The organism is Aromatoleum evansii, assembly GCF_012910805.1.
Classification (GTDB): Bacteria; Pseudomonadota; Gammaproteobacteria; order Burkholderiales; family Rhodocyclaceae; genus Aromatoleum; species Aromatoleum evansii.
In genome coordinates this window covers 73,828-100,174 of sequence record NZ_WTVK01000012.1, presented here as the reverse complement: position 1 = coordinate 100,174, position 26,347 = coordinate 73,828, and the positions used below count along the sequence as shown (strand labels likewise).

The window sequence follows — 26,347 nt, the reverse complement described above, 5'->3', positions numbered from 1 at the left end:
GGCTCGTTCTGCGCCCGAATCTTCATATCTTTCTCATGAAGTTGCGCTATCTGCCTTGATTTTTCAGGGTTTATGGCAGCGCTTTGCTCGTCCATAAGTCATTGTGTAGCAACGGAAAACTCCCTGGGGTCGGCTTGACCCTCCATTTCCTTTACTCTAAAGTGGGGGCTGGTGGTAAAAAGTGGGTCAAGGTGGCATATGCATGCCGCCTCGGCGGGCAAAATCAGGGGGTGGAATGTTCCAGGGAGCCGCTGCGCTCAGTCTCGATGCCAAGGGTCGCGTTGCGATCCCTGCGCGGCATCGTGACGCCCTCGTTCCCGACGGGGCCCCGCTGGTGGTCACCGCTCATCCCCACAAGTGCCTGCTGGTTTATCCGCAAGCTGTCTGGGAGCCGATCCGCGCGCAGGTTGCGGCGATGCCTGGCCTCGACCCCGCCGCTGCGGCCCTCAAGCGTCTGCTGATCGGTTTCGCCCAGGAGGAAGAGCTCGATGGCGCGGGGCGCGTGCTGATCGCCCCCTCGTCGCGTCAGTGGGCCGGACTGGACAAGCAGGTATGGCTGGTCGGACAGGGAACCCACTTCGAGTTGTGGTCGGATGCCGGATGGCAGAAGCAGCAGGAGGCGATGCTTGCGCTCTCCGGTGCCGCGCTGCCGGCAGGATTCGAGAGCCTCGCGCTGTGAACCTGCCCTCCCGGCACGTTACCGTGCTCCTGTCCGAAGCTGTCGATGCGTTGGCGATCCGGCCCGACGGCGTCTATGTGGATGGCACCTTCGGTCGCGGTGGTCACAGCCGGGCAATCCTCGCGGCGCTCGGGCCGCAGGGGCGGCTCATTGCCTTCGATCGTGATCCCTCGGCGATCGCGGCCGGTCGCCAGATCGCTGATCGCCGCCTGGCCCTCGTTCATGCGCCTTTCAGCTCATTTGCCGGCGAGCTCGACGATCTCGGCGTGAGCCGGGTCGATGGCGTGCTACTCGATCTTGGCGTGTCCTCTCCGCAGCTCGACGAGCCGGAGCGGGGCATGAGTTTTCGGTTCGATGCGCCGCTCGACATGCGCATGGACACGAGCCGCGGGCAGACCGTGGCGCAATGGCTGGCAGCGGCGTCTGTCGCGCAAATCACGGAGGTGCTCAGGGATTATGGGGAAGAACGGTTTGCTTATGCGATTGCAAAGGCGATTGCTGCTGCTCGGACAGGGGGGGTTGTTGCAACCACTCGACAGCTTGCCGAGATCGTGGAAAAGGCGGTCCGCACACGCGAGCCGGGGCAGCACCCGGCGACCCGCAGTTTCCAGGCTCTACGGATTTTCATCAATCAGGAGCTCGAAGAGCTTTCGCTGATCCTGCCGGATGCGGTCGAGCGGCTGAAGCCGGGCGGGCGGCTCGCCGTCATCAGCTTTCATTCGCTCGAGGATCGCATCGTCAAGCGCTTCATGCGTGACGAGTCGCGTCCGCCGCAGTTGCCCTCGCGCCTGCCGGTGCGCGCCGCGGACCTGCCGAAGCCGCGTCTGGCGCTGGTCGGCAAGGCCGTGCGTCCGGGCGAGGCGGAGGTCGCGGCGAATCCGCGCGCCCGCAGCGCCGTGATGCGCGTGGCCGAGCGCACGGAGGCGCAGGCATGATCCGCACCGATGCCTTCCTCGTGGCGGTGGCGGTGGCGAGCGCGCTGGGCGTGGTCGCGTCGCAGCACCAGGCCCGCAAGCTGTTCTCGGAGCTCGAGCGCGAGCAGGCGCGCGCTCACGGCCTCGAAGTGGAGTGGGACCAGTTGCAGCTCGAGCAGAGCACTTGGGCCGCGCACGCGCGTGTCGAGAAGATTGCCCGCGAGCGCATCGGGATGCGTGCGCCGGTGCCGGGCCAGGTCTTTTCGATCGAGGGGGTCAAATGAGCAAGCAGCGGACGGTGACCTTCAATCACAACCCACTGCTGCGGCACGGCCTGCCGACCTGGCGCCCGCGCGTGGTGATGTTGGGCCTCATGGCGTGCTCGCTGGCGCTGATCGGGCGCGCGATGTACCTGCAGGGGGTAAATAACGAATTCCTGCAGGCCAAGGGCGAGTCGCGTTACGCGCGGGTGCTCGAGGTGCCGGCGACGCGCGGACGCGTCACGGACCGCCACGGCGACATGCTGGCGGTGAGCACTCCGGTGCGTTCGATCTGGGCGATCCCGACCGACGTGAATCTGACCCCGCCGGACGCGCGCAAGCTCGCGGGCCTGCTGGAAATGGACGTGCAGGAGCTCAATCGCCGTCTCGCAGCCGGTCGCGATTTCGTCTACCTGAAACGTCAGTTGTCGCCCGAGACTGCGCAGCAGATCGCCGACCTGAAGCTCGCCGGCATCCATCAGCAGCAGGAATATCGCCGCTACTACCCTGGCGGCGAGGTGATGGCCCACGTGCTGGGCTTTACCGGTGTCGACGACAAGGGGCAGGAAGGCGTCGAGCTCGCGTTCGACGGCACCCTTGCCGGCAAGCCGGGCGCGCGGCGCGTGATCCGCGACCGCCGCGGGCAGATCATCGAGGACGTCGAAGCCATCCGGGCGCCGCGCGACGGGCAGGATCTCGCGCTCTCGATCGACGCCAAGATCCAGTACCTCGCCTATTCGGCGCTGCGTCAGGCGATGCAGACGCACAAGGCGAAGGCCGGTGCGTCGGTGGTGCTCGATGCACGCACCGGCGAGGTCCTCGCGCTGGTCAATGCGCCCACCTACAACCCGAACAATCGCTCGAACCTCAGCGGGGCCCAGCTGCGCAACCGCGTCCTCACCGACGTGTACGAGCCGGGCTCGATCATGAAGCCCTTCATCGTCGGCCTCGCGCTGGATCGCGGGAAGGTGCAGCCCGGCACGATCATCGATACTTCGGCGGGGCGGATGACGATCGGGCGCGCGACGATCTCCGATTCGCACCGCAACGGCCCGCTGACCGTCGCGCAGGTGATCCAGAAGTCGTCCAACATCGGCACCGTCAAGGTCGCGATGCATTTCTCGCCCGACGAGATGTGGCGGCTTTACGACGATCTGGGCTTCGGCAAGCCGCTCAATCTCGGCTTTCCCGGCGAGGCGGGCGGCCGCTTGCGTCCCGCGAAGACGTGGAAGCCGATCGAGCAGGCCACGATGTCCTACGGCCACGGGGTCTCGGTGACCCTCATCCAGATGGCGCACGCCTATCTCGCGTTCGCGCGCGACGGCGAACTGGTGCCCTTGTCGCTGACCCGCCTGGATGCGCCGCCCGTCGGCGGCAAACGTATCTTCTCGACTGCGACGGCGCGTGAGATGCGCGGCATGCTCGAGCTGGCGTCCGGCCCCGGCGGTACGGCGCCCAAGGCGCAGGTCGCCGGCTACCGCGTGGCAGGCAAGACCGGCACGGCGATCAAGCTGGAAGGCGCGCACTACACGAATAAATATGTTTCGTCCTATGTCGGACTCGCCCCCGTCTCCGATCCGCGGCTTATCGTTGCCGTGATGATCGACGAACCCTCTGCAGGACAGTATTACGGCGGTGCAGTCGCGGCGCCGGTGTTTGCCCAGATTACCGAAGGAGCGCTGCGTGCGCTCGGCGTGGCGCCGGACGCACCCTTGGTGCCGCTGCAACTCGCCCAGAAGCAGGGGGTGGTCGTGCCCGCGCGGGAGAACATGTGAGCCTCGCACTCGCATCCGCGATTCTTGAGCGCCTTCAAGGGGCCGGTGTCGTGCCCGCCGGTATCAGCGCCGATTCGCGCCGCGTCGGCGCCGGCGATGTCTTCGCGGCCTGGCCGGGGCTGGCCTCGGATGGCCGCAAGTTCATCGGTGCCGCCGTCGAGCGCGGCGCTGCCGCGGTGCTGTGGGACGACCGCGGCGGATTCCGCGTGGAAGGCTTGCCGGTCCCGGCGATTCCCGTCGCGGAACTGCGCCGTCTCGGAGGCTATCTCGCCCACCTGATCCATGCCTGTCCGTCCGACAGGCAGTGGGTCGTCGGGGTCACCGGCACCAACGGCAAGACGACCGTCACCCAGTGGCTGGCCGCGGCCCTTGCCCGGTTCGGCGAAAAGTGCGGCGTGATCGGGACCTTGGGGAACGGTTTCCCGGGGCAGCTCGCCGATACGTTGAACACGACGCCCGATGCGCTCGAGGTTCATCGCGTCCTGCGCGACTTCCTGACGGCGGGCGGGAGTGCGGCGACGATGGAGGTGTCGTCGATCGGCCTCGACCAGGAGCGCGTCAATGCGGTGGCCTTCGACGTGGCCGTGTTCACGAACCTGAGCCGCGACCATCTCGACTATCACGGCACGATGGAAGCGTATGGCGCAGCGAAGGCCCGGCTGTTCGACCAGCCCGGCCTGGGCAGCGCGGTGATCAATCTGGACGACGCTTTCGGACTGGGGCAGGCGCGACGTCTGGCGGTTGCCGGGCTGCCGGTGATCGGTTTTACCCAGACTGCGGCGGCGCCGGTGCATGGCGTGCGCCTGCTGAGCGCCCAGGATGTCAGCATGTCGGCATCGGGTCTGCGCTTCACCATGGCCTTTGAGGGCGTGCGACGCGAGCTGGATGTGCGCATGGTGGCGCCGTTCAACGTGTCGAACCTGCTGGCGGTTGCCGGGGCGCTGCTCGCGCGCGGCTTGCCGCTGGACGAGATCGCGCATGCGATCGCGCACCTGACTCCGCCGCAGGGGCGCATGCAGCTCGTGGGCGGCTTCGCCGAGCCGCTCGTCGTCGTCGATTATGCGCACACGCCGGACGCACTGGCGAAAGTGCTCGAGTCCGTGCGCGCGACCGTGGCGACGCGTGGCGGGCGCCTCGTGTGCGTGTTCGGTTGCGGCGGCGACCGCGACCCCGGCAAGCGTCCGCTGATGGGCGAGGTCGCACGGCAGCGCGCAGACCGCGTGATCGTCACCAGCGATAACCCGCGCTCGGAGGATCCGGCGAAGATCATCGACGCCATCATGCAGGGCGCCGGCCCGCAGGCCGAGCGCGTCATCGATCGGGCGCAGGCGATCCGCGTGGCCGTCGGCGAGGCCGGCTCCAATGACGTGGTCGTGCTCGCCGGCAAGGGACATGAACCCTATCAGGAGATCCTGGGCGTGCGCTTGCCGTTCTCGGACGTCGAGCAGGCGCACATCGCCCTGCGCGAGTGGAATCTGACCAAGGGGACGGGCGCATGCTGAGCCTCATGGAAGCAGCAACGATCGCGGGCTTCCGCGCAGTGGGCGACGCCACCTTTTCGTGCGTGGGCACCGATAGCCGCCGCATCCGCTCCGGCCAGCTGTTCGTCGCCCTGCGCGGCGAGAATTTCGACGGGCATGACTTCGTCGAGCAGGCGGTGGCGGGAGGCGCCGCGGCGGCCTTGGTCGATGAGGCATGGCAGCGCGAGCATGAGGACATCGGGTTTCCCCGTCTCGTCGTCGGCGACACCCGTCTTGCGCTAGGCGCGCTGGCGGCGCACTGGCGCGGGCGCTTCGACATCCCGTTGATCGGGGTGACCGGCAGCAACGGCAAGACCACGGTCAAGGAGATGTGCGCCGCGATCATGCGCACCCAGGCGCGACTGGATGGCCACGCGCCGGACTGTGTCCTCGCGACGACCGGCAATCTCAACAACGACATCGGGCTGCCGCTGACCCTGCTCGAGCTGCGCGCACATCATCGTGCGGCGGTGATCGAGATGGGCATGAACCATCCGGGCGAGATCGGCTACTTGACCGCCCTTGCGCGGCCGAGCGTGGCGATCGTCACGAACGCTCAGCGGGCCCATCTGCAGGGCATGGGGTCGCTCGCGGAGATCGCCAGGGAGAAGGGGGCCATCTACGGCGGTTTGGGGGATACGGGCGTCGCCGTCGTGAACGCCGACGACTCCCATTGTGCGCTGTGGCGGGAGCTCAATCGCGGCCGCAGCGTCGTCACCTTCGCCATCGACCATGATGCCGACGTGAAGGCGCAGGCCGACCTTCACGGCCTCGGCGCCCGCCTGACGCTGAATGCCCGCGAGGGCAGGGCGACCTTCGACCTGCCGGTTCCCGGCGAACACAACGTGCGCAATGCGGCGGGTGCCGCAGCGGCGTGCCTTGCCGCCGGTGCGTCGCTGGCGGCAGTCGCCGAGGGCCTGTCCGGGTTCAGTGGTGCGCCGGGGCGCCTGCAGCGGCGCGCCGGCCTGAACGGTGCGCTGATCATCGACGACACCTACAACGCGAATCCCGATTCGGTCCGCGCCGCGATCGACGTGCTGGCCTCGACGGCCGGCCACACGGTGCTGGTGCTGGGCGACATGGGCGAAGTCGGCACGACCAGCGCGCAACTGCATGACGAGGTCGGCGGCTACGCCAAGAGCAAGGGTGTGGACGAGCTCTACGCACTGGGAGAAATGAGCGCAGTCGCGGCGCACAACTTCGGCGACGGAGGGCGGAAGTTCGCTACCGCCGAGGCTTTGCTCGCGGCGCTGGCGCCGCGCCTCGACGCAAGCACGGTGGTGCTGGTGAAGGGGTCCCGCTTCATGCGGATGGAGCGGGTGGCGAACGGACTTGCGGCGGTGCACAATGGCGCCCCCTCACAGGAGTCTCATTAGTCCATGCTGCTCGAACTTGCCCTCTGGCTGGGTCAGGATATCCGCACCTTCAACGTGTTCGGCTACATCACGCTGCGCACGGTCCTTGCTGCGCTCACCGCGCTGATCATCTCCTTCGTCTTCGGCCCTTCGCTGATCCGCTGGCTCGCCGCCAAGAAGATCGGCCAGGCCGTGCGCGACGACGGCCCGAAATCCCATCTCACCAAGGCCGGCACGCCCACCATGGGCGGCGCGCTGATCCTCATCGCTATCGCGGTCACCACCTTGCTGTGGGGTGATCTGCGCAACCAGTACGTGTGGGTGGTGCTGCTCGTCACCCTCGGCTTCGGCGCGGTTGGCTGGGTGGATGACTGGCGCAAGGTCGTGCACCGCGATCCGAAGGGCTTGCCGAGCCGCTGGAAGTACCTGTGGACCTCGCTGATCGCACTGGCTGCGGCACTGTTCCTCGGGCTGACGGCGCACGAACCGGCGCAGACCGAACTGATCGTGCCCTTCTTCAAGGCGGTGTCCTACCCGCTGGGGATCTACGGCTTCATCGCGCTTTCGTACTTCGTCATCAACGGCACCAGCCACGCGGTGAACCTCACCGACGGCCTCGACGGCCTCGCGATCATGCCGACGGTGATGGTGGCCGGCGCACTCGCGATCTTCGCCTACGTCGCCGGTCATGCCGGTTTCTCGAAATATCTCGGCGTGCCCTACATCAATGGCGCGGGCGAACTCGCCGTGTTCCTGGGCGCGCTGTGCGGCGCGGGCCTCGGTTTCCTGTGGTTCAACGCCTACCCGGCGGAAGTCTTCATGGGCGACGTCGGTGCGCTCGCGCTGGGGGCCGCGCTCGGAACCGTCGCCGTGGTCGTGCGCCAGGAAATCGTGCTCTTCATCATGGGCGGCCTCTTCGTCGCCGAGACGATGTCGGTGATGGCGCAGGTGCTGTACTTCAAGTACAGCGGCGGCAAGCGCATCTTCCGCATGGCGCCCCTGCATCACCACTACGAGCTGGGCGGCTGGAAGGAAACCCAGGTCGTGGTGCGCTTCTGGATCATCACGATCATGCTCGTGCTGTTCGGCCTTTCGACCCTGAAACTGAGATGAGCGCCGCATCCGACAAGCTCGTACTGGTACTTGGCCTCGGCGAGTCCGGCCTTGCGATGGCGCAATGGTGCGCACGGCAAGGTGCGCGCGTGCGCGTCGCGGACAGCCGCAGCGAGCCGCCGGGCCTCTCCGTGCTCAGGGCGAGCGTGCCGGCGGCCGAGGTCGTGCTCGGTGGATTTGCGGACAGCCTCCTCGACGACGTCGCCCGGATCGCGCTCAGCCCCGGCATCGATGCGCGTACCCCGGTGCTTGCCGAGGCGCGTCGTCGCGGCATCGAGATCGTCGGCGAGATGACCCTGCTGGCGGAGGCCCTTGCGGGGCCGCAGCGTGCCCGTACCCGCATCCTTGCGATCACCGGCACGAATGGCAAGACCACCACCACCGCCCTCACCGCGGTGCTGTGCCGGGCGGCCGGACTGGACGCGGTCGCCGCGGGGAACATCAGCCCCGCAGCGCTGACGGTGCTCATGGAACGGCTCGATCGCGGCGCCGCACTCCCCGAATGCTGGGTGCTGGAGCTGTCGAGCTTCCAGCTCGAAACCACCTCCGGCCTGAATGCCGAAGGCGCGACGGTGCTGAATGTCACGGACGATCACCTCGACCGCCACGGCGACCTCGACAGCTATGCGGCGGTCAAGGCACGCATCTTCGAGGGGGACGGTGTCCAGGTGCTCAACCGCCAGGACCTACGGGTGATGGCCATGGCGCAGGCGGGGCGGCGTGTCGTCTCCTTCGGGACGGATGCCCCCACGGGCGCCGACGATTACGGCATCGTCGCCGATGCCGACGGAACCACATGGCTCGCATGTGGCGAAACGCGTCTGCTGCGCATCGCCGAACTGCCGATCGCCGGTGCGCACAACGCGGCGAACGCGATGGCGGCGCTGGCGCTTGCCCGCGCGATCGATCTCCCCCGTGCCGCGCTGATCGAGGGGCTGAAAGCCTTCCGCGGCTTGCCGCACCGCGTCGAGCCCGTAGCGCGGCGTACCGACGGCGTGGTGTTCTACGACGACTCCAAGGGCACCAACGTGGGGGCGACCCTGGCGGCGCTGGAAGGCCTGGGCCGCAAGGTCGTCCTGATCGCCGGCGGCGACGGGAAGGGGCAGGACTTTTCGCCCCTGCGCGACGCAGTGGCGCGCCATGCCCGTGCCGTGCTGCTCATCGGCCGCGATGCCGCGCTGATCGACACCGCCCTTGCCTGCTCCGGCGTGCCGACCGAGCGCGCGGCCGACATGGACGTGGCCGTTGCCCGTGCGGCGGCGCTTGCGCAGGCGGGCGACGTGGTGCTGCTCTCGCCGGCCTGTGCAAGCCTCGACATGTTCCGCAACTACGCCCACCGCGCCGAGGTCTTCGTCGCGGCGGTGCTTCGTCAGCCGGGGGTGAGCGCGACATGAAGTTCGTGACGGCCCTGAGCGGCTGGATCGCCTCGCACAACACCGGCGGAGTCGGTTCGGACACGAGCCGCGCGGTCAATCGCCTGATGCGTCCCCAGACGCCCGCCCGCGACCTCGATCCCCTGCTGATTTGGTCGGCGGCGGCGCTGCTGCTGATCGGTCTGGTGATGGTCTATTCCTCGTCCATCGCAATCGCCGAAGGCAGCAAGTTCACCGGCTACCAGCCGTACTACTTCGTGATCCGCCACGCGGTTTTCCTTGCGATCGGCGTGGTCGCCGGTCTGATGGCCTTTCAGGTGACGATGCGGCAGTGGCAGCAGTTTGCGCCGCTGCTGTTCCTCGCCGGCCTGGCGCTGCTGATCGTGGTGCTGATCCCCGGGGTCGGTCGCGAGGTGAACGGTGCGCAGCGCTGGCTGCCGCTCGGTCCGGTCAATCTGCAGCCGTCGGAGCTGATGAAGCTCTTCGCCGCGCTGTATGCCGCGGACTACACCGTGCGCAAGCTCCCCGACATGGGTAGCTTCCGCCGCGGTTTCCTGCCCATGGCGATCACCATCGTGCTCGTCGGTTTCCTGCTGCTGCGCGAGCCCGATTTCGGCGCCTTCGTCGTCGTCGCTGCGATCGCATTCGGGGTGCTGTTCCTTGGCGGCATCAACGTGCGCGCGTTCGTGCTGCTCGCGGTCGTCGCGGTGATCGGCCTCGCCCTACTGGTGTGGCTCTCCCCTTATCGCCGCGACCGCCTGTTCGGCTTCATGGATCCGTGGCAGGACGCCTTCGGCAAGGGTTACCAGCTCTCCCACGCGCTGATCGCATTCGGCCGCGGCGAGTGGTTCGGCGTCGGGCTCGGCGCGAGCGTCGAGAAGCTCTTCTACCTGCCCGAAGCGCATACCGACTTCCTGCTGGCCGTGATCGCCGAGGAACTCGGCTTCGTCGGCGTGCTGACCATCGTCATGCTGTTCGCGCTCCTCGTGCACCGCGCGATGCTGATCGGGCGCGAGGCGATCAAGCTCGAGCGCTATTTCTCGGGCCTCGTCGCGATGGGCATCGGTCTGTGGATCGGCGTGCAGTCATTCATCAACATGGGCGTGAATACGGGGCTCCTGCCCACCAAGGGGCTCACCCTGCCGCTGATGAGCTTCGGCGGCTCGGGCATCGTCGCGAACTGTCTCGCGCTCGCGATCCTGTTGCGGGTCGACTGGGAGAATCGGCAAGTGATGCGGGGGCGTGCATGAAGACCCTCCTCGTGATGGCCGGCGGAACGGGCGGTCACATCTTCCCCGGCATCGCCGTGGCGGAAGTGCTGCGCGCGCGCGGCTGGCGCATCGTGTGGATGGGCAACCCCGACGGAATGGAGGCGCGCATCGTCCCCGAGCGCGGCTACGAGACCGCATGGGTGCGCTTCACCGCGCTGCGCGGCAAGGGCATCGTGCGCAAACTGCTGCTGCCGCTGAATCTGCTGCGCGGGTTCTGGCAGGCGCTGCGCGCGCTGGGGCGCATCCGGCCCGACGTCGTGCTCGGCATGGGCGGCTATGTGACCTTCCCGGGCGGCATGATGGCCGCGCTGACGGGTCGTCCGCTGGTCCTGCACGAGCAGAATTCCGTCGCGGGACTCGCGAATCGGGTGCTTGCCGGCGTCGCCGACCGGGTCCTGTCCGGCTTCCCGAAGGTCCTGAAGAAGGCCGCCTGGATCGGCAACCCGGTACGCGCCGACATTGGCACCGTCGCACCACCGGCCGAGCGCTTTGCCGGACGCAGTGGCGCGCTCCGCGTGCTCGTCGTTGGTGGCAGCCTGGGGGCGTCGGTGCTCAACGAAACGGTGCCGCAGGCACTGGCGCGCATGAAACCGGCCGAGCGTCCGATCGTCACCCACCAGGCCGGAACGAAGCAGATCGAAGCGCTGCGCAGCGCCTACGCCGCAGCGGGGGTCGAGGGCGAGCTGCTGCCCTTCATCGAGGACATGGCGACGAAATACGCGGAGGCCGACCTGGTCATCTGCCGCGCCGGTGCGCTCACCGTCGCGGAGCTGGCGGCCGCGGGCGCGGCGAGCCTGCTGGTGCCCTTCCCGCATGCGGTGGACGACCACCAGACCGGCAACGCGCGATTCCTCGCCGACCAGGGAGCGGCCTACCTGCTCCCGCAAACCGAACTCAACGCCGAGCGTCTGGCGGGCATCCTGGCGAGCCTCGATCGCACGCGCCTGCTCGACATGGCCACGAAGGCGCGCGCGCTCGCCAAGCCGCACGCCGCCGAGGCGGTCGCGAAGGCCTGCGAAGACCTCGCGGCAGGGAGAAAGCAATGAAGCATAAAGTGAAGCACATCCATTTCGTCGGCATCGGCGGCGCCGGCATGAGCGGCATCGCCGAGGTGCTGGTGAACCTCGGCTACACCGTGAGCGGCTCGGACCTCGGCGAGAACGCCGCGACGCGCCGCCTGCGTGCGCTCGGCGCCCAGGTCGTGTCCGGCCACGCCGCCGAGAACGTCGCCAAGGCCGATGCGGTCGTGATCTCGACTGCGGTGCGCAACGACAACCCCGAAGTGACGGCCGCGCGTGCGCGTCACATCCCGGTCGTGCCGCGCGCCCAGATGCTCGCCGAGCTGATGCGCCTCAAGCAGGGCATCGCCATCGCCGGCACCCACGGCAAGACGACGACGACCTCGCTCGTGGCCAGCATCCTCGCCGAAGGCGGGCTGGACCCCACCTTCGTGATCGGCGGCAAGCTCAACGCCGCGGGCGCCAACGCGCGCCTCGGCAAGGGCGATTTCCTGGTCGCCGAGGCGGACGAGTCCGACGCCTCCTTCCTGCTGCTCAACCCGGTGATCTCGGTCGTCACGAACATCGACGCCGACCACATGGACACCTACGGGCACGACTTCGCCCGCCTCAAGCAGGCCTTCGTCGATTTTCTCCAGCACCTGCCGTTCTACGGCGTCGCGGTCCTGTGCGAGGACGACCCGCACGTGCGCTCGATCATGCCGCTGGTGTCGAAGCAGATCGTCCGCTACGGCCTGTCCGAGACGGCGAACATCCGCGCCGAGAACATCCGTGCCGAAGGCGGTCGCATGCTGTTCGATGCCGTGCGCGTGAATGGCACCATCAGCCGCCTGCCGATCGAGCTGAACTTGCCGGGTTTGCACAACGTGCTCAACGCGCTCGCCGCGATTGCCGTCGCCACCGAGGCGCAGGTGCCGGACGAGGCGATCATCAAGGCGCTCGCGGAGTTCAAGGGCGTCGGCCGGCGCTTCCAGCGCTACGGCGAGATCCTGTTGCGCGGCGAGGACGGCAGCGAACGCGGCAGCTTCACGCTGATCGACGACTACGGCCACCACCCGGTCGAGATGGCGGCGACGCTGGCCGCCGCGCGCGGCGCATTCCCCGGCCGCCGCCTGGTCCTCGCCTTCCAGCCGCACCGCTACACGCGCACGCGCGACTGCTTCGAGGACTTCGTCAAGGTGCTGTCGACCGTCGACGCCCTGTTGCTGGCCGAGGTGTACGCCGCCGGCGAGGCGCCGGTCGTCGCGGCGGACGGCCGTTCGCTCGCGCGCGCAATCCGCGTCTCGGGCAAGGTCGAGCCGGTCTTCGTCGAGGACATCGGCGACATGCCGGCGACGATCCTGTCGGCGGCGCGCGACGGCGACGTGGTGATCACCATGGGGGCGGGCTCGATCGGCGCCGTCCCCGGGAAACTGGCTAACAGCGAGGAAGTGGCGTGAGCGGTGAAGTGACGGACAAGGTCGTGGTTGATCCGGCCATGCGTGCGAAATTCGGCAAGGTCGCCGTGCTCCTGGGGGGCACCTCGGCCGAACGGGAAGTCTCGCTGATGTCGGGCGGCGCCGTGCTTGCCGCCCTGCGGGCCGCGGGCGTGGACGCCCATGGCTTCGACCCCGCCGAGCTCGACCTGCACATCCTCAAGGAGCAGGGCTTCGATCGCGCCTTCATCACGCTGCATGGGCGCGGCGGCGAGGACGGCACCGTCCAGGGCATGCTGGAACTGCTGAAGATTCCGTATACCGGCAGCGGAGTGATGGCGTCGGCGCTGGCCATGGACAAGTGGCGCACGAAGATGGTGTGGGCCGCCTGCGGCCTGCCGACCCCGCGCTACGCGATCCTCAACGCAGACACCGACTGGGATGCGGTCGTCGCCGATCTCGGCCTGCCGATCTTCGTCAAACCGGTGCATGAAGGCTCCAGCATGGGGGCAACCAAGGTCACCGAGGCGGGCCAGCTGAAGACCGCATGGGAGCTCGCCGCGCGCTTCGACGATCTCGTCATCGCCGAGGAGTTCATCTCCGGCGCCGAGCTGACCGCCCCCTTCCTGCACGACCGGGCCCTGCCGCTGATCCGCATCGAGGCGCCCGGCGGCAACTACGACTACCAGCACAAGTACTTCACCGACGACACGCGCTACCTGTGCCCCTGCGGGCTGCCCGCTGAACAGGAGCAGGCCCTGCAGGCCCTGATCATGAAGAGCGCGCAGGTGCTCGGCTGCCGCGGCTGGGGGCGCGCCGACCTGATCCTGACCGAGGACGGGCGACCCTACCTGCTGGAAATGAACACCAGTCCGGGCATGACCGGACACTCGCTGGTGCCGATGGCGGCGCGCGTCGCCGGCATGGACTTCACCCAGCTGTGCCTCGCGATCCTGGAGGATGCCCGCCTTGGCTGACTTCCGCCTGCGCTCTCCGCTTGCCGCCCGCGGGCTTTCCGGCACCAGCCGGATGCCCGGGCGGGCGCACGAGCGCGAGGGCGTGTGGCACCGGCCGGCCTTGCTGAATCTGTTCTCGGACGTGCTGATGCTGTTCGCGGCGGTGGCTTTCGGTTACGCCTTCGTCGCGTGGTTCCTGTCGCGCCCGCTCTTTCCGCTGCGCGAAGTGGTCGTGCTGACGCCGCCCGCGCAGGTGACCACGGAGCAGCTCGAATACGTGGCCCGCAGCGCGATCCGCGGCAATTTCTTCTCGGTGGATCTCGAGGGCGTGCGCGAGACCTTCGAGAAGCTGCCCTGGGTGCGCCGTGCCGAAGTGCGGCGCCGCTGGCCCGACGTGCTGGAACTGCGCCTCGAGGAGCATCAGGCGGCCGCCTACTGGACGGCCTCCGAGAGCGGCGACTCGCAACTCGTGAATCGCCACGGCGAAGTGTTCGTCGCGGCGAGCAACGCCGATATGCCGTCCTTCTCCGGACCGCAGGGGTCGGCCGCATACATCCAGGCCAAGCATCGCGAATTCAGCGAGGCGCTCGAACCCCTCGGCCGCCGGCTCGTCGGCCTCGCGCTCTCCGCGCGCGAAGCCTGGCAGCTCAAGCTCGATGACGGCATGGTGATCATGCTCGGGCGCGACCAGGAGAAGGCGCCCATCGGCGAGCGCCTCGCGCGCTTCGTGAGCGGTTGGCCGCAGGCGCAGGAAAAGGTTGGTGTGCAGGTGGCGGTAGCGGATCTCCGCTACCCGAGCGGATTCGCCCTCACCCCGGTGGGGGACTTCAAGGCAGCGAAAGGCAAGAAATGAGCAAGGAATACAAGGACCTGATCGTCGGGCTGGACATCGGTACCGCCAAGGTCACGTGCATGGTCGCGGAGGTGCGTCCCGACGGACGCCTGAACGTCGTCGGCGTCGGCACGCAACCGGCCAGCGGGCTGAAGCGCGGAGTGGTGGTGAATATCGAGGCCACCGTCGATGCGATCTCGCGCGTGATCCAGGAAGTCGAGCTGATGGCCGACTGCAAGATCCGCGACGTTTATACCGGGATCGCCGGCAGCCACATCAAGAGCTTCAACTCCAACGGCATGGTCGCGATCAAGGACAAGGAGGTCACCCCGCTCGATGTCGAGCGCGTGATCGAGGTCGCCCGCGCGATGCCGGTGCCGGCCGAGCAGCAGATCCTGCACACGCTCACCCAGGAATTCATCATCGACGGGCAGGGCGGCGTGCGCGAGCCGATCGGCATGAGCGGCGTCAAGCTCGAGGTCAAGGTGCACATCGTTACCGGCGCCGTGTCCGCGGCCCAGAACGTCATCAAGTGCGTGCGCCGTTGCGGCCTCGAGGTCATGGACCTGATCCTGCAGCCGCTCGCATCGAGCTACGCCGTGCTGACGGAGGACGAGAAGGAACTCGGCGTGTGCCTGGTCGACATCGGTGGCGGCACCACCGACATCGCGGTCTTCACGCACGGCGCGATCCGCCATACCGCGGTGCTGCCGGTCGCGGGCGACCAGATCACCAACGACATCGCGATGGCGCTGCGCACGCCGACCTCCGAAGCGGAGGAGATCAAGATCCGCCACGGCGTCGCCATGCACACGCTGGCCGACCCCGAGGAGATGATCGAAGTGCCCGGCGTCGGTGACCGCCCGCCGCGCCCCCTGTCGCGCCAGCGCCTAGCGGACGTGATCGAACCGCGCGTGTCGGAACTGTTCGAGCTCGTGCAGGCCGAACTGCGTCGTAGCGGCTACGAGGAGCTGCTCTCCTCGGGCATCGTGCTGACCGGCGGCTCGTCCGTGATGCTCGGCATGGTCGAGCTCGGCGAGGAGGTGTTCCACATGCCGGTGCGCGTCGGCGCACCCCAATATTCGGGCGGCCTGGCCGATGTCGTGTGTCACCCGCGCTATGCCACGGCGATGGGCCTGGTCATGGAAGGCCACGCCCAGCGCCGTCGCGGCATGCTCGCGCGCGAGACGCGCAGCGTGAAACAGGTGTTTGGACGCATGAAGGCGTGGTTCGAAAAGAATTTTTGACGTAACGGCGTGGATTTTTCAGCCAAATTGAATGAGTTGTTGATCTGATTCCCTTATTTAGTTGTAAACTTTTGATTTATTACTAGATGTAGGTTTGGCGGCAGCTCGGTGCATATCGGGGTTGTTTTTCTGGAGGCGAGGCAAATGTTTGAAATCGTTGAGAAGGAGCAGACCGGCACGATCATCAAGGTGATCGGTGTCGGCGGCGCCGGCGGCAATGCCGTCGACCACATGATCAGGGAGGGGGTGCAGGGCGTCGAATTCATCGTCGCCAACACCGATGCGCAGGCGCTCAATCGCTGCCTCGCCCCGAACAAGATCCAGCTGGGCAGCTCGGGCCTGGGGGCGGGTTCCAAGCCTGAAGCCGGCCGCGCGGCCGCGCAGGATTCGCGCGACGCGATCGCCGCCGCGCTCGATGGCGCCCACATGTGCTTCATCACCGGCGGCATGGGCGGCGGCACCGGCACCGGCGCGGCGCCGGTCGTGGCCGAGATCGCCAAGGAGATGGGCATCCTGACCGTCGCGGTGGTGACCAAGCCCTTCGACTTCGAGAACCGCCTGCGCGTTGCCGAAAGCGGCGTCGAGGAGCTGACCCGTTACGTCGACTCGCTGATCATCGTCCTCAACGACAAGCTGCTCGAAGTGTACGGCGACGACGCCGGCTTCGAGGACTGCTTCCGCTCGGCCGATAACGTGCTGCGCAGCGCCGTCGGCGGCATCGCCGAGATCATCAATGTGCCCGGCCTCGTGAACGTCGATTTCCAGGACGTGCGCACCGCCATGGGCGAGATGGGCCGCGCGATGATGGGGTCCGCCGAAGCCTCCGGCATGGACCGTGCCCGTATCGCCGCCGAGCAGGCCGCCGTGAGCCCGCTGCTCGAGGGCACCGAACTGTCCGGCGCACGCTGTGTGCTGATCAACATCACCGCCAGCCGCTCGCTGAAGATGTCCGAAGTGCGCGATGCCGTGAAGACCGTCCAGGCCTTCGCTGCACCGGAGGCCTTCGTCAAGTACGGCACCGTGTTCGACGAGTCGATGGAAGACTGCGTCCGCGTGACCGTCGTCGCCACCGGCCTCGGCGTGCCGCGCGCCGCGCGCCAGCCGGTGATGCAGGTTGTGCAGGGCACCGGCACCTACGGCCCGTCGGTCGGCGGCATCGACCTGACCAATCTGGACGTGCCGGCGGTCATCCGCACCAATCGTCGCACGCAGGTCGAGGCGATGAGTGCCAACGGCATGGGGACGTACGACATCCCGGCCTTCCTGCGCAAGCAGGCCGACTGAGCATAAACGGCTCCGCCCATAACGGGCGCGTGCTGCGGACCGTCGCCTCCGGTCTGCGGCACGCGCCCGTTTCCGTTTCCGCGGGCAACGCAGGGGCGTGAGCGCAATCCGCAGCAACGCAGTGTTGCATGTTGCGTTGCAACCAAACTTGCCGCGTGACCGTGGTTGTGCGTGCTAAACTGCTGTCGTGTAACGGGAATTTAACCATGATCAGGCAGCGCACCCTCAAATCGCTCATCAAGGCCACCGGCGTCGGCCTGCACGGCGGACGCAAGGTCCAGCTGGTGCTGCGTCCGGCTGCGCCCGATACGGGCATCGTCTTCCATCGCGTCGATCTCGATCCGGTCGTGGATTTTCCGGCCGATCCGTATTCGGTGTGCGATACGCGCATGTGCTCGGGTCTCGAGCGTGACGGGGCGAAGGTCGGCACCGTCGAACACCTCATGTCGGCCCTTGCCGGCCTTGGCATCGACAACCTGCACGTCGACGTCGATGCCCCCGAAATCCCCATCCTCGACGGCAGTGCGGGTCCCTTCGTGTTCCTGCTGCAGTCCGCGGGTATCGAGGAACAGCAGGCGCCCAAGCGTTTCCTGCGCGTGAAGAAGGTCGTCGAGTACCGCGAGGACGACAAGTGGGTGCGCCTCGAGCCCTACGACGGCTTCCGGCTGGATTTCTCCATCGTGTTCAACCACCCCGCGATCGACAAGACCTCGACGCAGGTGAGCATCGACTTTGCCGAGCATTCCTACGTCCGCGACGTCGCCCGCGCGCGCACCTTCGGCTTCATGCAGGACGTGGAGTTCATGCGCGCGAATGGCCTCGCGCTGGGCGGCAGCCTGGACAACGCGATCGTGATGGACGAATACCGCGTCCTCAATGCCGAGGGCTTGCGCTACGTCGATGAGTTCGTCAAGCACAAGGTCCTGGATGCGATCGGCGACCTCTACCTGTGCGGCCATCCGCTGCTTGCCCGCTATTCCGCGCACAAGGCCGGCCACGCGCTGAACAACCAGGTGCTGCGCGTGCTGCTGGAAGACAGCAGTGCCTGGGAGATCGTGACCTTCGAGCAGGACGCCGCGACGCCGGCAGCGGTCAGCCACCAGTTCGAACTTTCGCTCGCCGCCTGAGTACGCTGCGATGCTGCTGATCCGCCTGTTCGCCATGCTTTCGGTGATCGGCATCGGCGGGTCGCTCGTCGCGTGGCTGCTCACCGGCAATCCCAAGTACCGCCTGTGGGCGTGGAACTGCTTCCGGGCGGGCATCGTCGTGCTGTTCGTGTTCCTCGCGCTGTTCGCGCTCGAACGCGTGTTCGTCCCGATCGTGTAGCCGTCGCCCGTCCGCAGCAGCGGACGCGTGATCGTGCGCCCGGAAATCAGTCGCGGCGGCTTCGCCGCACCAAGCGCTCGAGCGACTCGCGCAGCGGCGAATCGGGCGGCAGCGTGGCCGAAAAGTCCTCGATGCTGCGGCTGCCGCCTTCCGAGATCGTGCGATGCGGCGGCGGGCGCCTTTCCTCGCGTGTCTCCAGCACCTTCACCTTCACCTGCACTGTCTTGATCGGCAGCCCCGCCGCCGCGAACTGCTCGACCAGCGACGGCGCGATCTGCTTCAGGCGCGCGGCCGCGGCACCGCCATTGGCGAGCAGCACCAGCGTGTCGCCCTTCAGGTTGGCGACCGAACAGGCCGCCGAGAGCGCGGGCGGGAGGTGCTGCTGGAGCAGGGCCTGCAGGCGCATCAGGCGCGCCGCATGGTCCTTCAGGCGAGCGAGCGCGTCGCCGGTGCCCAGGAAGCGCTGGATGAGCTGGGTCATGGTGATGCCGTAGTCGGAGTGCTACCCGATGTTAGGTCGCGCGTGCCCGGGCCGCAAGCGCGCTGTTACCGCCTGCTCGGGCGGCCGGTCGCCGCTTCCCCTGCGGGGGCTTGCGGTCGGCATGCTAAACTTCCCCCTTTGCCGAATCGGTCCCACCAGATACCCACATGATTTCCGGCCTGCTCAAGAAAATTTTCGGTAGTCGCAACGACCGCCTCATCCGCCAGTATTCCCAGACGGTACGCACCATCAATGCCCTGGAGCCGACGATCTCGGCCCTGACGGACGAGGCCCTGCGGGCCAAGACGGACGAATTCAGGCAGCGCGTCGCGAACGGCGAAAGCCTGGACAGCCTGCTGCCGGAAGCCTTCGCGGTTGTGCGCGAAGCTGCGAAACGCGTCCATGGCATGCGCCACTTCGACGTCCAGCTGATCGGCGGCATGGTGCTGCACAACGGCAAGATCTCCGAGATGCGCACCGGCGAAGGCAAGACGCTGGTCGCCACCTTGCCAGCCTACCTCAACGCGCTGACCGGCAAGGGCGTGCACGTCGTGACCGTCAACGACTACCTCGCCAGCCGCGACGCGGACTGGATGGGACGCATCTACGGCTTCCTCGGGCTGACCACGGGCTGCAACCTGTCGCGCATGGCGCACGAGGAAAAGCAGGCCGCCTACGGCGCCGACATCACCTACGGTACGAACAACGAGTTCGGCTTCGACTACCTGCGCGACAACATGGTGTACTCCACCAGCGAGCGCGTGCAGCGCGGGCTCAATTTCGCGATCGTCGACGAGGTGGACTCCATCCTCATCGACGAGGCGCGCACGCCGCTGATCATCTCTGGCCAGGCCGAGGACCACACCGAGCTGTATCTCAAGCTCAACCAGGTGGCCCCCGTGCTCATCCAGCAGGAAGGCGAGGGCGAGGAAGTCACCAAGCCCGGCGACTACACGCTGGACCTCAAGGCGCGCCAGGTGCTCCTCACCGAGCAGGGCCATGAGAACGCCGAGCAGATCCTTACCCGCATGGGACTGTTGCCGGAGGGATCGAGCCTGTACGACCCGGGCAACATCCTGCTCGTGCATCACCTCTATGCGGCGTTGCGCGCGCACGCGCTGTATTTCAAAGATCAGCACTACGTCGTGCAGAACAACGAGGTGGTGATCGTCGATGAATTCACCGGCCGCCTGATGGCCGGCCGCCGCTGGTCCGAGGGCCTGCACCAGGCGGTCGAGGCCAAGGAAGGCGTGCGCATCCAGGCCGAGAACCAGACGCTCGCCTCGATCACCTTCCAGAACTACTTCCGCATGTACGGCAAGCTCGCCGGCATGACCGGCACGGCCGACACCGAAGCCTACGAGTTCCACCAGATCTACGGCTTGGAAACGGTGGTGGTGCCGACCAACCGGCCGATGCAGCGTCGCGACGACAACGACAAGGTGTACCGCACCGCGAAGGAAAAGTGGGACGCGGTGATCGCCGACATCCGCGAGTGCGTCGGGCGCGGCCAGCCGGTGCTTGTCGGCACGACCTCGATCGAGATCAACGAATTCCTCTCCGGACTCCTGCAGCGCGAGAAGCTGCCGCATCAGCTGCTCAACGCGAAGCAGCACGAACATGAGGCGGAGATCGTCGCGCAGGCGGGCCGCCCCGGTGTCATCACGATCGCAACGAACATGGCCGGCCGCGGTACCGATATCGTGCTCGGGGGCAGCATCGAGCGCCAGCTTGCGGCGATCCGCGACGACGATGCGCTGCCGCAGGAGCAGAAGGACGCCCGCATCGCCGCGATGCGCGAGGAATGGCAGAAGCTGCACGAGCAGGTGCTCGCGGCCGGCGGCCTGCACATCGTCGGCACCGAGCGGCACGAATCGCGCCGCATCGACAATCAGCTGCGCGGTCGCGCCGGTCGCCAGGGCGACCCGGGCAGCTCGCGCTTCTACCTGTCGCTCGAGGATCCGCTGATGAAGATCTTCGCCGGCGAACGCCTGAACGCGATCATGGTGCGGCTGAAGATGCCCGAGGGCGAGGCGATCGAGCATGCGATGGTGACCCGCTCGCTCGAGTCGGCCCAGCGCAAGGTCGAGCAGCGCAACTTCGACATCCGCAAGCAGCTGCTCGAATACGACGACGTCGCCAACGACCAGCGCAAGGTGATCTACCAGCAGCGCAACGAGCTGCTCGAGAGCGAGGACATCTCCGACACCATCCACGCCATGCGCCAGGGCGTGCTGCATGACGCCTTCCGCATCTACGTGCCGGTCGACAGCGTCGAGGAGCAGTGGGACATTCCCGCGCTGGAGCAGGCCCTCGCGGCGGAATTCCAGCTCCGCCTCCCGGTGGGCGAGTGGCTGAAGGCGGAGTCGAATCTCGACGACGAGACCATCCTCAAGCGCATCCTCGGCGCGGCCGACGAGGCCTACGCAGCGAAGATCGCGCAGGTTGACGCGGGGGCGTGGCACAAGTTCGAGCGCGACGTGATGCTGCAGAGCCTCGACACGCACTGGCGCGAGCACCTGGCAGCGCTCGACCATCTGCGGCAGGGCATCCATCTGCGTGGCTACGCGCAGAAGAACCCGAAGCAGGAATACAAGCGCGAGGCCTTCGAGCTTTTCGAAGGCCTGCTCGAGTCCGTGCGCAGCGAAGTCTCCAAGCTGCTGATGACGGTGCAGGTCCGCACCGAGTCGCAGCTTGAGGAGGCAGAGCGTCCTCCGCCCGAGCTGGACAACGTCCAGTATCACCACGCCGACTACGACGAGGCGCTTGGCGCCGGCGCGCAGGCGCAGGAGGGCGGCACTGCCGTTGCGCAAGCACCGAAGGTCGGGCGCAACGATCCCTGCCCCTGCGGCTCCGGCAAGAAGTACAAGCACTGCCACGGCAAGCTGAGCTGAGGCAGGATGGGCGGCCCGACGACCCTTTTCCGCCGCATCCCTGAACGGCCCCGCGCGGGCCGTTCTTGGCTTTGCGTGGAGCGTTTTCGCGCATGACCGGGCCGGCTGATCCCAAGGGCAGGCGCCCCGGCGAGTCCGTGCTGTTTCCCGAGCTGCAACTCGGCGTTCCGGCCGATGCCGCCGCGCCGGCGGAGCGCGAGCCGCGCGGACTCGGGGAGTGGGTCGCTTTCATCCGCGACCAGGAGATGCCCGCCCTCGGTGCGACGGTGGCCTTGATCCATTCCGTCACCGAGGATGAGAAATCCCCGACCGGCAAGCTTGCCCAGGCCATCCTGCAGGACGCGGCAATGACCGCAAAGGTGCTCAAGCTCGCCAACAGCGTCTTGTACAACCCTTCGCGCCAGGCGGTGAGCACCATCAGCCGCGCCATTGTCGTGCTCGGCTTCAATGCCGTCGCCGAGATCGCGGTTGCGATCCGCGTGATCGATGCCCTGTTGACCGGCGGCATCCGGCAGCGTGTCGTGACCGAGATGGCGCGCGTGTTCCATGCGGCGGTTCAGGCGCGCGCTCTGGCCGCGCTGCGACGTGACGGACGCAGCGAAGAAGTCTTCATCGCCGCGCTGCTGTCCCGGGTTGGCGAGATGGCGTTCTGGTGCTTCGGCGGCAAGCTCGCACAGCGGCTGGACGAGGCTCTCGCCGCCGGGCAGTCCGACGACGAGGCGCAGATGAGCGTGCTCGGCTTTCGCTTGCGCCAGCTCTCGCAGGGGCTGGCGCGCGAGTGGAAGCTCGGTCCGCTGCTTCAGTCCGTGCTCGATGGCAGCACTCGCGCAAGCGTGCCCGAGCAGGCCATCCACTTTGCCCACCGCTTTGCGGCAGAAGTCGAGAACGGGTGGGACAGCCCGGGCCTTGAAAAAATCGTTCGCGGCCTGGCGACCTTTGCCGGACTTTCGTCCGAGGCGATGCGCGAGGAGCTTGCCGCGAATAGTGTCGAGGCGGCACGCATCGCCGGATATTTCGGTGCTGCCGAAGTGGGCGAGCTGATTCCGCGACCGACGCCCGCTGCAGGAGTCGTGGAGCCCGTCGAGCCCGAGGTGGTCGAAATCCTCGCGATGGAGCCCGACCCCCATCTCCAGCTCAGGATCCTGCGCGAGATCTCCGGCCGCATCGCAGCGGGTGCGAACCTCAACGAAATCCTGCAACTCGTTCTCGAAGGGATCTATCGCGGCGTGGGCTTCGACCGCGTGCTGTTCGCGCTGTTGTCGCCGAACCGACTGCAACTCATCGGCAAGACGGCGCTCGGTGGCAGTGCAGAGGGATTGCGGCAGGCGTTCATCTTCTCGCTCGACGGCACCCCCGGCGATCTGTTCAACGAATTCTTCCGCAACCCGCGCGCGATGCGCTTCGGCCCCGGCCAGACGCCGCCCGGGATCCGCCTCGATCGCCTGCAGCAGGTGGCCGATGCCGCCAACGCCTGCATCGCGCCCATCCTCGCGCAGGGTCGCCCGATCGGCCTCTTCTATGCCGACCGCACCCACGCCGCGGAAGGGGTCGATGACGAACGTTTCGAAGCTTTCCAGCTGTTTGCGCAGCAAGTCTCGCTCGCCGTCACGGCAGCCTCGTCGTCCCGCCAGAACGGATGATGCGTGGCCTCGCTGCCGATGAGCTTGCCGACATCCGATTAACCAAGGGCGGTACCCGCCGCCTGTGCCCGATGGAGACCCGTCATGCCCGTTAACCTCTCGACCCCGGTTGCCGCTGAACTGCGCCCGGTCGCAGGCGTCCGCCTCGGGGTTGCCGAAGCCGCGATCCGCAAGCAGAACCGTCGCGACCTGACCCTCATCGAAGTGGCCCCTGGCAGCCGTGTGGCGGGGGTGTTCACGCTCAACCGCTTCTGCGCCGCGCCGGTGCAGGTATGCAAGGATCACCTGCCGGGCGGCGACATGCGTGCGCTCGTCATCAATACCGGCGTCGCGAACGCGGGGACGGGCGAAGAGGGGCTGGCGAACGCGAGAGCCACCTGCGCCGCCGTGGCCGGGCTGCTCGGCATCGCTGCCGAGCAGGTGCTGCCGTTCTCGACCGGCGTGATTCTCGAGCCGCTGCCGGTCGATCGCCTGGTGGCCGGGCTTCCCGCCGCGCAGGCCGATCTGCGTGCCGATGGATGGTTCGACGCCGCGCATGCGATCATGACGACCGACACCATCGCCAAGGCTGTGTCGCGCCAGGTGACGATCGCGGGGCGCACGGTCACGCTGACCGGTATCAGCAAGGGGGCGGGCATGATCAAGCCGAACATGGCGACGATGCTCGGCTTCCTCGCCTGCGACGCGGCGATCTCGCAGTCGCTGCTGGACGCGCTTGCGCGTGAGGCGGCGGACCTGTCGTTCAACAGCATCACCGTCGACGGCGACACCTCGACCAACGACTCCTTCATCATCATCGCGACCGGCAAGGCCGGTAACGCCGAGATCAACGACCCCCTGGGCGAGGACTTCCGCGTGCTGCGCGAAGCGATCGTCGACGTGTCGATCCGGCTCGCCCAGGCGATCGTGCGCGACGGCGAAGGGGCCACCAAGTTCATGACGATCGCCGTCGAAGGCGGCAAGGACCGTGCGGAATGCCGCAAGGTCGCCTATGCGATCGGCCACTCGCCGCTGGTCAAGACCGCCTTCTTCGCCTCCGACCCCAACCTCGGGCGCATCCTCGCCGCGATCGGTTATGCCGGCATCGACGACCTGGACGTGAGCGGACTGCGCGTATGGCTCGCCAGCGCCAGCGAGGAGGTGTTGGTCGCCGAGGACGGCGGTCGGGCGGCGACGTACCGCGAGGAAGCGGGAGCGCGGGTGATGAAGGAAGCGGAGATCACCGTACGCGTCGATCTCGGGCGCGGCCTCGAGCGCGCCACGGTGTGGACCTGCGATTTTTCCTACGACTACGTGAAGATCAACGCCGACTACCGCAGCTGATGTTCGGCCGCAAATCGCGCACTGGCTGCATTGCTATGCTGTACGTATAATCCGGAGAGCGGCTCGACCCGGATCAAGATGGCAGACTATCAGCAGTCAATGCGCGAATCGCGGGGTCAGGAAGACCTCTCGCCCCTGTTCGACATCATGCTCGAAGGGGTGGTCGTGCGCGACGGCGCAGGCCGCATCACCGCGTGCAATCGCACGGCGCAGCAGATCTACGGCCTGTCCGCCGCCGAGCTCGAAGGGCATACCCCCGAGAACCTGCCGGTCGACTTCCTGTACGAGGATGGTTCTCCCTGTCCGCCGGATCAGCATCCGGCTATGGTCACGCTGCGCACCGGCCTGCCGCAGCGTGGCGTCGTAATGGGGATTGCCCATCCGGGACAGGACCCGGTGTGGATCCAGGTCAATAGCCAGCCCATTGCCGACGCGGCGGGGCGGATCGCCTCGGTGATCACCAGCTTTGCCGACATCACGCCGATCAAACGTGCGGAAGACGCGCTGCGGGCGAGCGAGGCGCGCAACCGGACGCTTGCCGAAGCGATCGCTCAGTCAGGCTGCTCGGTCATCATCACCGACGGCGACGGGCGTATCGAATACGTGAATCCCGCCTGCTGCCGGGCCTACGGTTACTCCGAAGCGGAGCTGATCGGCGCGCGCCCGAGCATCTTCAAGTCCGGCGAAACGACCGAGGAGGAATACGCGGGTCTGTGGCGCACGATTCTCGCCGGCGAGACCTGGCGTGGCGAGATGTCCAATCGCAGTCGCGACGGCCGGCTCATCCGCGAGGCGGTTTCCGTGTCGCCGGTGCGCGACGAGAGCGGTGAAGTGCGGCATTTCGTTGCGCTGAAGGAAGACATCACCCAGCTGCGCGAAGACGAGCGCCGGCGGCACGAATTGTTCGAACGCGTTGCGCGCCTCGAGCGCATGGAGCTCGTCGCCACGCTGGCCGGCGGCATCGCACACGACTTCAACAACGTGCTCGCCGCGATCCTCGGCTATTCGCAGCTTGCGGCCACACAGCTCAAGCAGGAAGGCGGCCAGGCACGCGTGGTGAAGTACATCGAGGAGATCCGCGCGGCCGGCCAGCGCGCGCGCGAATTGATCCAGCAGCTGCTCAGCTTCCGCCGCGGCGGCGCGGTGCAGCCGGGTAGCGCCGAGCTCGCCGCGATCGGTCGCGAGGCCGTCGGCCTGCTGCGCGCGACGCTTCCCGACACGCTCGCGGTGGTTGCCGATCTCGATGCCGGCCTGCCGCGCCTGTCCGTCGATCCGGCGCATCTTCATCAGATCATGATGAATCTGCTGATCAATGCGCGCGACGCGATCGCGGGCATCGGCACCATCCGGCTGACGGCCCGCCGCGAGTCCTTCGCCGGCGTGCAGCGTTGCGACTCCTGTGGCCACGAGTTCCGTGGCGATTTTGTCGCGATCACGGTCACCGACGTCGGCGTCGGCATTGCGCCCGAGCACCGCGAAAAACTGTTCGAACCCTTCTTCACGACCAAGGATGTCGGGCAAGGCACCGGCATGGGGCTGGCGGTCGTGCACACCATGACCCACCTCTACGACGGTCATGTCCGCGTGGAATCGGAGCCCGGCAAGGGCACCGCGGTGCAGGTCGTCCTGCCGGTGCGGCTGCTCCAGGAGGGCGCTGCCGCGTAGCGGCG

At 67.4% G+C, this 26,347-nt stretch carries 22 protein-coding genes; 21 read left to right on the top strand and 1 reads right to left on the bottom strand.

Annotation, left to right across the window (positions count from 1 at the left end; all coding sequences use genetic code 11):
* Positions 1–235: 235 nt before the first annotated feature.
* The 17 genes from mraZ (at position 236) to GO615_RS08035 (ending at position 18,339) form a co-directional block, all read left to right on the top strand.
* The gene (mraZ, locus tag GO615_RS08115; RefSeq protein ID WP_018988057.1) at positions 236–679 is read left to right on the top strand and encodes a division/cell wall cluster transcriptional repressor MraZ; all 444 of its coding nucleotides are present in this window, start codon (positions 236–238) and stop codon (positions 677–679) included.
* On the top strand, positions 676–1,614 hold the full coding sequence (gene rsmH, locus GO615_RS08110) for a 16S rRNA (cytosine(1402)-N(4))-methyltransferase RsmH (protein ID WP_169126793.1): 939 nt from the start codon (positions 676–678) through the stop codon (positions 1,612–1,614). Before mraZ ends, rsmH begins: the two co-directional genes overlap by 4 nt.
* The gene (gene ftsL, locus GO615_RS08105) at positions 1,611–1,877 is read left to right on the top strand and encodes a cell division protein FtsL (protein ID WP_169126792.1); all 267 of its coding nucleotides are present in this window, start codon (positions 1,611–1,613) and stop codon (positions 1,875–1,877) included. Before rsmH ends, ftsL begins: the two co-directional genes overlap by 4 nt.
* Positions 1,874–3,628, top strand: coding sequence for a peptidoglycan D,D-transpeptidase FtsI family protein (locus GO615_RS08100; protein WP_169126791.1), 1,755 nt, complete (start codon positions 1,874–1,876; stop codon positions 3,626–3,628). Before ftsL ends, GO615_RS08100 begins: the two co-directional genes overlap by 4 nt.
* Positions 3,625–5,130 (top strand): UDP-N-acetylmuramoyl-L-alanyl-D-glutamate--2,6-diaminopimelate ligase, encoded by a 1,506-nt coding sequence (locus tag GO615_RS08095; protein WP_169126790.1) that lies wholly within the window; start codon positions 3,625–3,627, stop codon positions 5,128–5,130. The genes GO615_RS08100 and GO615_RS08095 overlap by 4 nt, the downstream gene beginning before the upstream one ends.
* Positions 5,124–6,524, top strand: coding sequence for a UDP-N-acetylmuramoyl-tripeptide--D-alanyl-D-alanine ligase (locus GO615_RS08090; protein WP_169126789.1), 1,401 nt, complete (start codon positions 5,124–5,126; stop codon positions 6,522–6,524). Before GO615_RS08095 ends, GO615_RS08090 begins: the two co-directional genes overlap by 7 nt.
* A gap of 3 nt (positions 6,525–6,527) precedes the next feature.
* Positions 6,528–7,616, top strand: coding sequence for a phospho-N-acetylmuramoyl-pentapeptide-transferase (gene mraY, locus GO615_RS08085; protein ID WP_169126788.1), 1,089 nt, complete (start codon positions 6,528–6,530; stop codon positions 7,614–7,616).
* Positions 7,613–9,010, top strand: coding sequence for a UDP-N-acetylmuramoyl-L-alanine--D-glutamate ligase (murD, locus tag GO615_RS08080; RefSeq protein WP_169126787.1), 1,398 nt, complete (start codon positions 7,613–7,615; stop codon positions 9,008–9,010). Before mraY ends, murD begins: the two co-directional genes overlap by 4 nt.
* Entirely contained in the window at positions 9,007–10,239 is a 1,233-nt protein-coding gene (gene ftsW / locus GO615_RS08075) for a putative lipid II flippase FtsW (protein ID WP_169126785.1), read from the top strand. The genes murD and ftsW overlap by 4 nt, the downstream gene beginning before the upstream one ends.
* Entirely contained in the window at positions 10,236–11,306 is a 1,071-nt protein-coding gene (gene murG, locus GO615_RS08070) for an undecaprenyldiphospho-muramoylpentapeptide beta-N-acetylglucosaminyltransferase (RefSeq protein WP_169126783.1), read from the top strand. The genes ftsW and murG overlap by 4 nt, the downstream gene beginning before the upstream one ends.
* Positions 11,303–12,718, top strand: a complete 1,416-nt coding sequence (gene murC / locus GO615_RS08065) for a UDP-N-acetylmuramate--L-alanine ligase (RefSeq protein ID WP_169126781.1) — start codon at positions 11,303–11,305, stop codon at positions 12,716–12,718. Before murG ends, murC begins: the two co-directional genes overlap by 4 nt.
* A gap of 38 nt (positions 12,719–12,756) precedes the next feature.
* Positions 12,757–13,671: a D-alanine--D-alanine ligase gene (locus GO615_RS08060; RefSeq protein WP_169126839.1), complete on the top strand. Its 915-nt coding sequence runs from the start codon at positions 12,757–12,759 to the stop codon at positions 13,669–13,671.
* The gene (locus GO615_RS08055) at positions 13,655–14,503 is read left to right on the top strand and encodes a cell division protein FtsQ/DivIB (protein WP_169126779.1); all 849 of its coding nucleotides are present in this window, start codon (positions 13,655–13,657) and stop codon (positions 14,501–14,503) included. Before GO615_RS08060 ends, GO615_RS08055 begins: the two co-directional genes overlap by 17 nt.
* Positions 14,500–15,729, top strand: coding sequence for a cell division protein FtsA (gene ftsA, locus GO615_RS08050; RefSeq protein WP_169126777.1), 1,230 nt, complete (start codon positions 14,500–14,502; stop codon positions 15,727–15,729). Before GO615_RS08055 ends, ftsA begins: the two co-directional genes overlap by 4 nt.
* A gap of 144 nt (positions 15,730–15,873) precedes the next feature.
* Positions 15,874–17,013 (top strand): cell division protein FtsZ, encoded by a 1,140-nt coding sequence (gene ftsZ, locus GO615_RS08045; protein WP_169126775.1) that lies wholly within the window; start codon positions 15,874–15,876, stop codon positions 17,011–17,013.
* 206 nt (positions 17,014–17,219) lie between these two features.
* Positions 17,220–18,140 (top strand): UDP-3-O-acyl-N-acetylglucosamine deacetylase, encoded by a 921-nt coding sequence (gene lpxC / locus GO615_RS08040; RefSeq protein ID WP_169126773.1) that lies wholly within the window; start codon positions 17,220–17,222, stop codon positions 18,138–18,140.
* 10 nt (positions 18,141–18,150) lie between these two features.
* A complete protein-coding gene (locus GO615_RS08035) occupies positions 18,151–18,339 on the top strand; it encodes a hypothetical protein (RefSeq protein WP_169126771.1) in 189 nt (62 codons plus the stop codon).
* A gap of 46 nt (positions 18,340–18,385) precedes the next feature.
* Here GO615_RS08035 and GO615_RS08030 read toward each other — a convergent pair whose 3' ends face one another.
* Positions 18,386–18,820, bottom strand: a complete 435-nt coding sequence (locus tag GO615_RS08030) for a DciA family protein (protein WP_169126769.1) — start codon at positions 18,818–18,820, stop codon at positions 18,386–18,388.
* Between the two features lie 167 nt (positions 18,821–18,987).
* Between GO615_RS08030 and secA the strand changes: the two genes are divergently transcribed.
* The 4 genes from secA (at position 18,988) to GO615_RS08010 (ending at position 26,342) form a co-directional block, all read left to right on the top strand.
* Positions 18,988–21,714, top strand: coding sequence for a preprotein translocase subunit SecA (gene secA, locus GO615_RS08025; protein ID WP_169126767.1), 2,727 nt, complete (start codon positions 18,988–18,990; stop codon positions 21,712–21,714).
* A gap of 92 nt (positions 21,715–21,806) precedes the next feature.
* The gene (locus tag GO615_RS08020) at positions 21,807–23,354 is read left to right on the top strand and encodes an HDOD domain-containing protein (RefSeq protein WP_169126759.1); all 1,548 of its coding nucleotides are present in this window, start codon (positions 21,807–21,809) and stop codon (positions 23,352–23,354) included.
* Positions 23,355–23,438: 84 nt separating this feature from the next.
* Positions 23,439–24,677 carry a bifunctional glutamate N-acetyltransferase/amino-acid acetyltransferase ArgJ gene (argJ, locus tag GO615_RS08015; protein ID WP_169126758.1) on the top strand — a complete coding sequence of 413 codons (1,239 nt, stop codon included), beginning with the start codon at positions 23,439–23,441 and terminating at the stop codon, positions 24,675–24,677.
* A gap of 78 nt (positions 24,678–24,755) precedes the next feature.
* A complete protein-coding gene (locus tag GO615_RS08010; RefSeq protein ID WP_169126757.1) occupies positions 24,756–26,342 on the top strand; it encodes a PAS domain-containing sensor histidine kinase in 1,587 nt (528 codons plus the stop codon).
* The last annotated feature ends 5 nt before the right edge of the window (positions 26,343–26,347 follow it).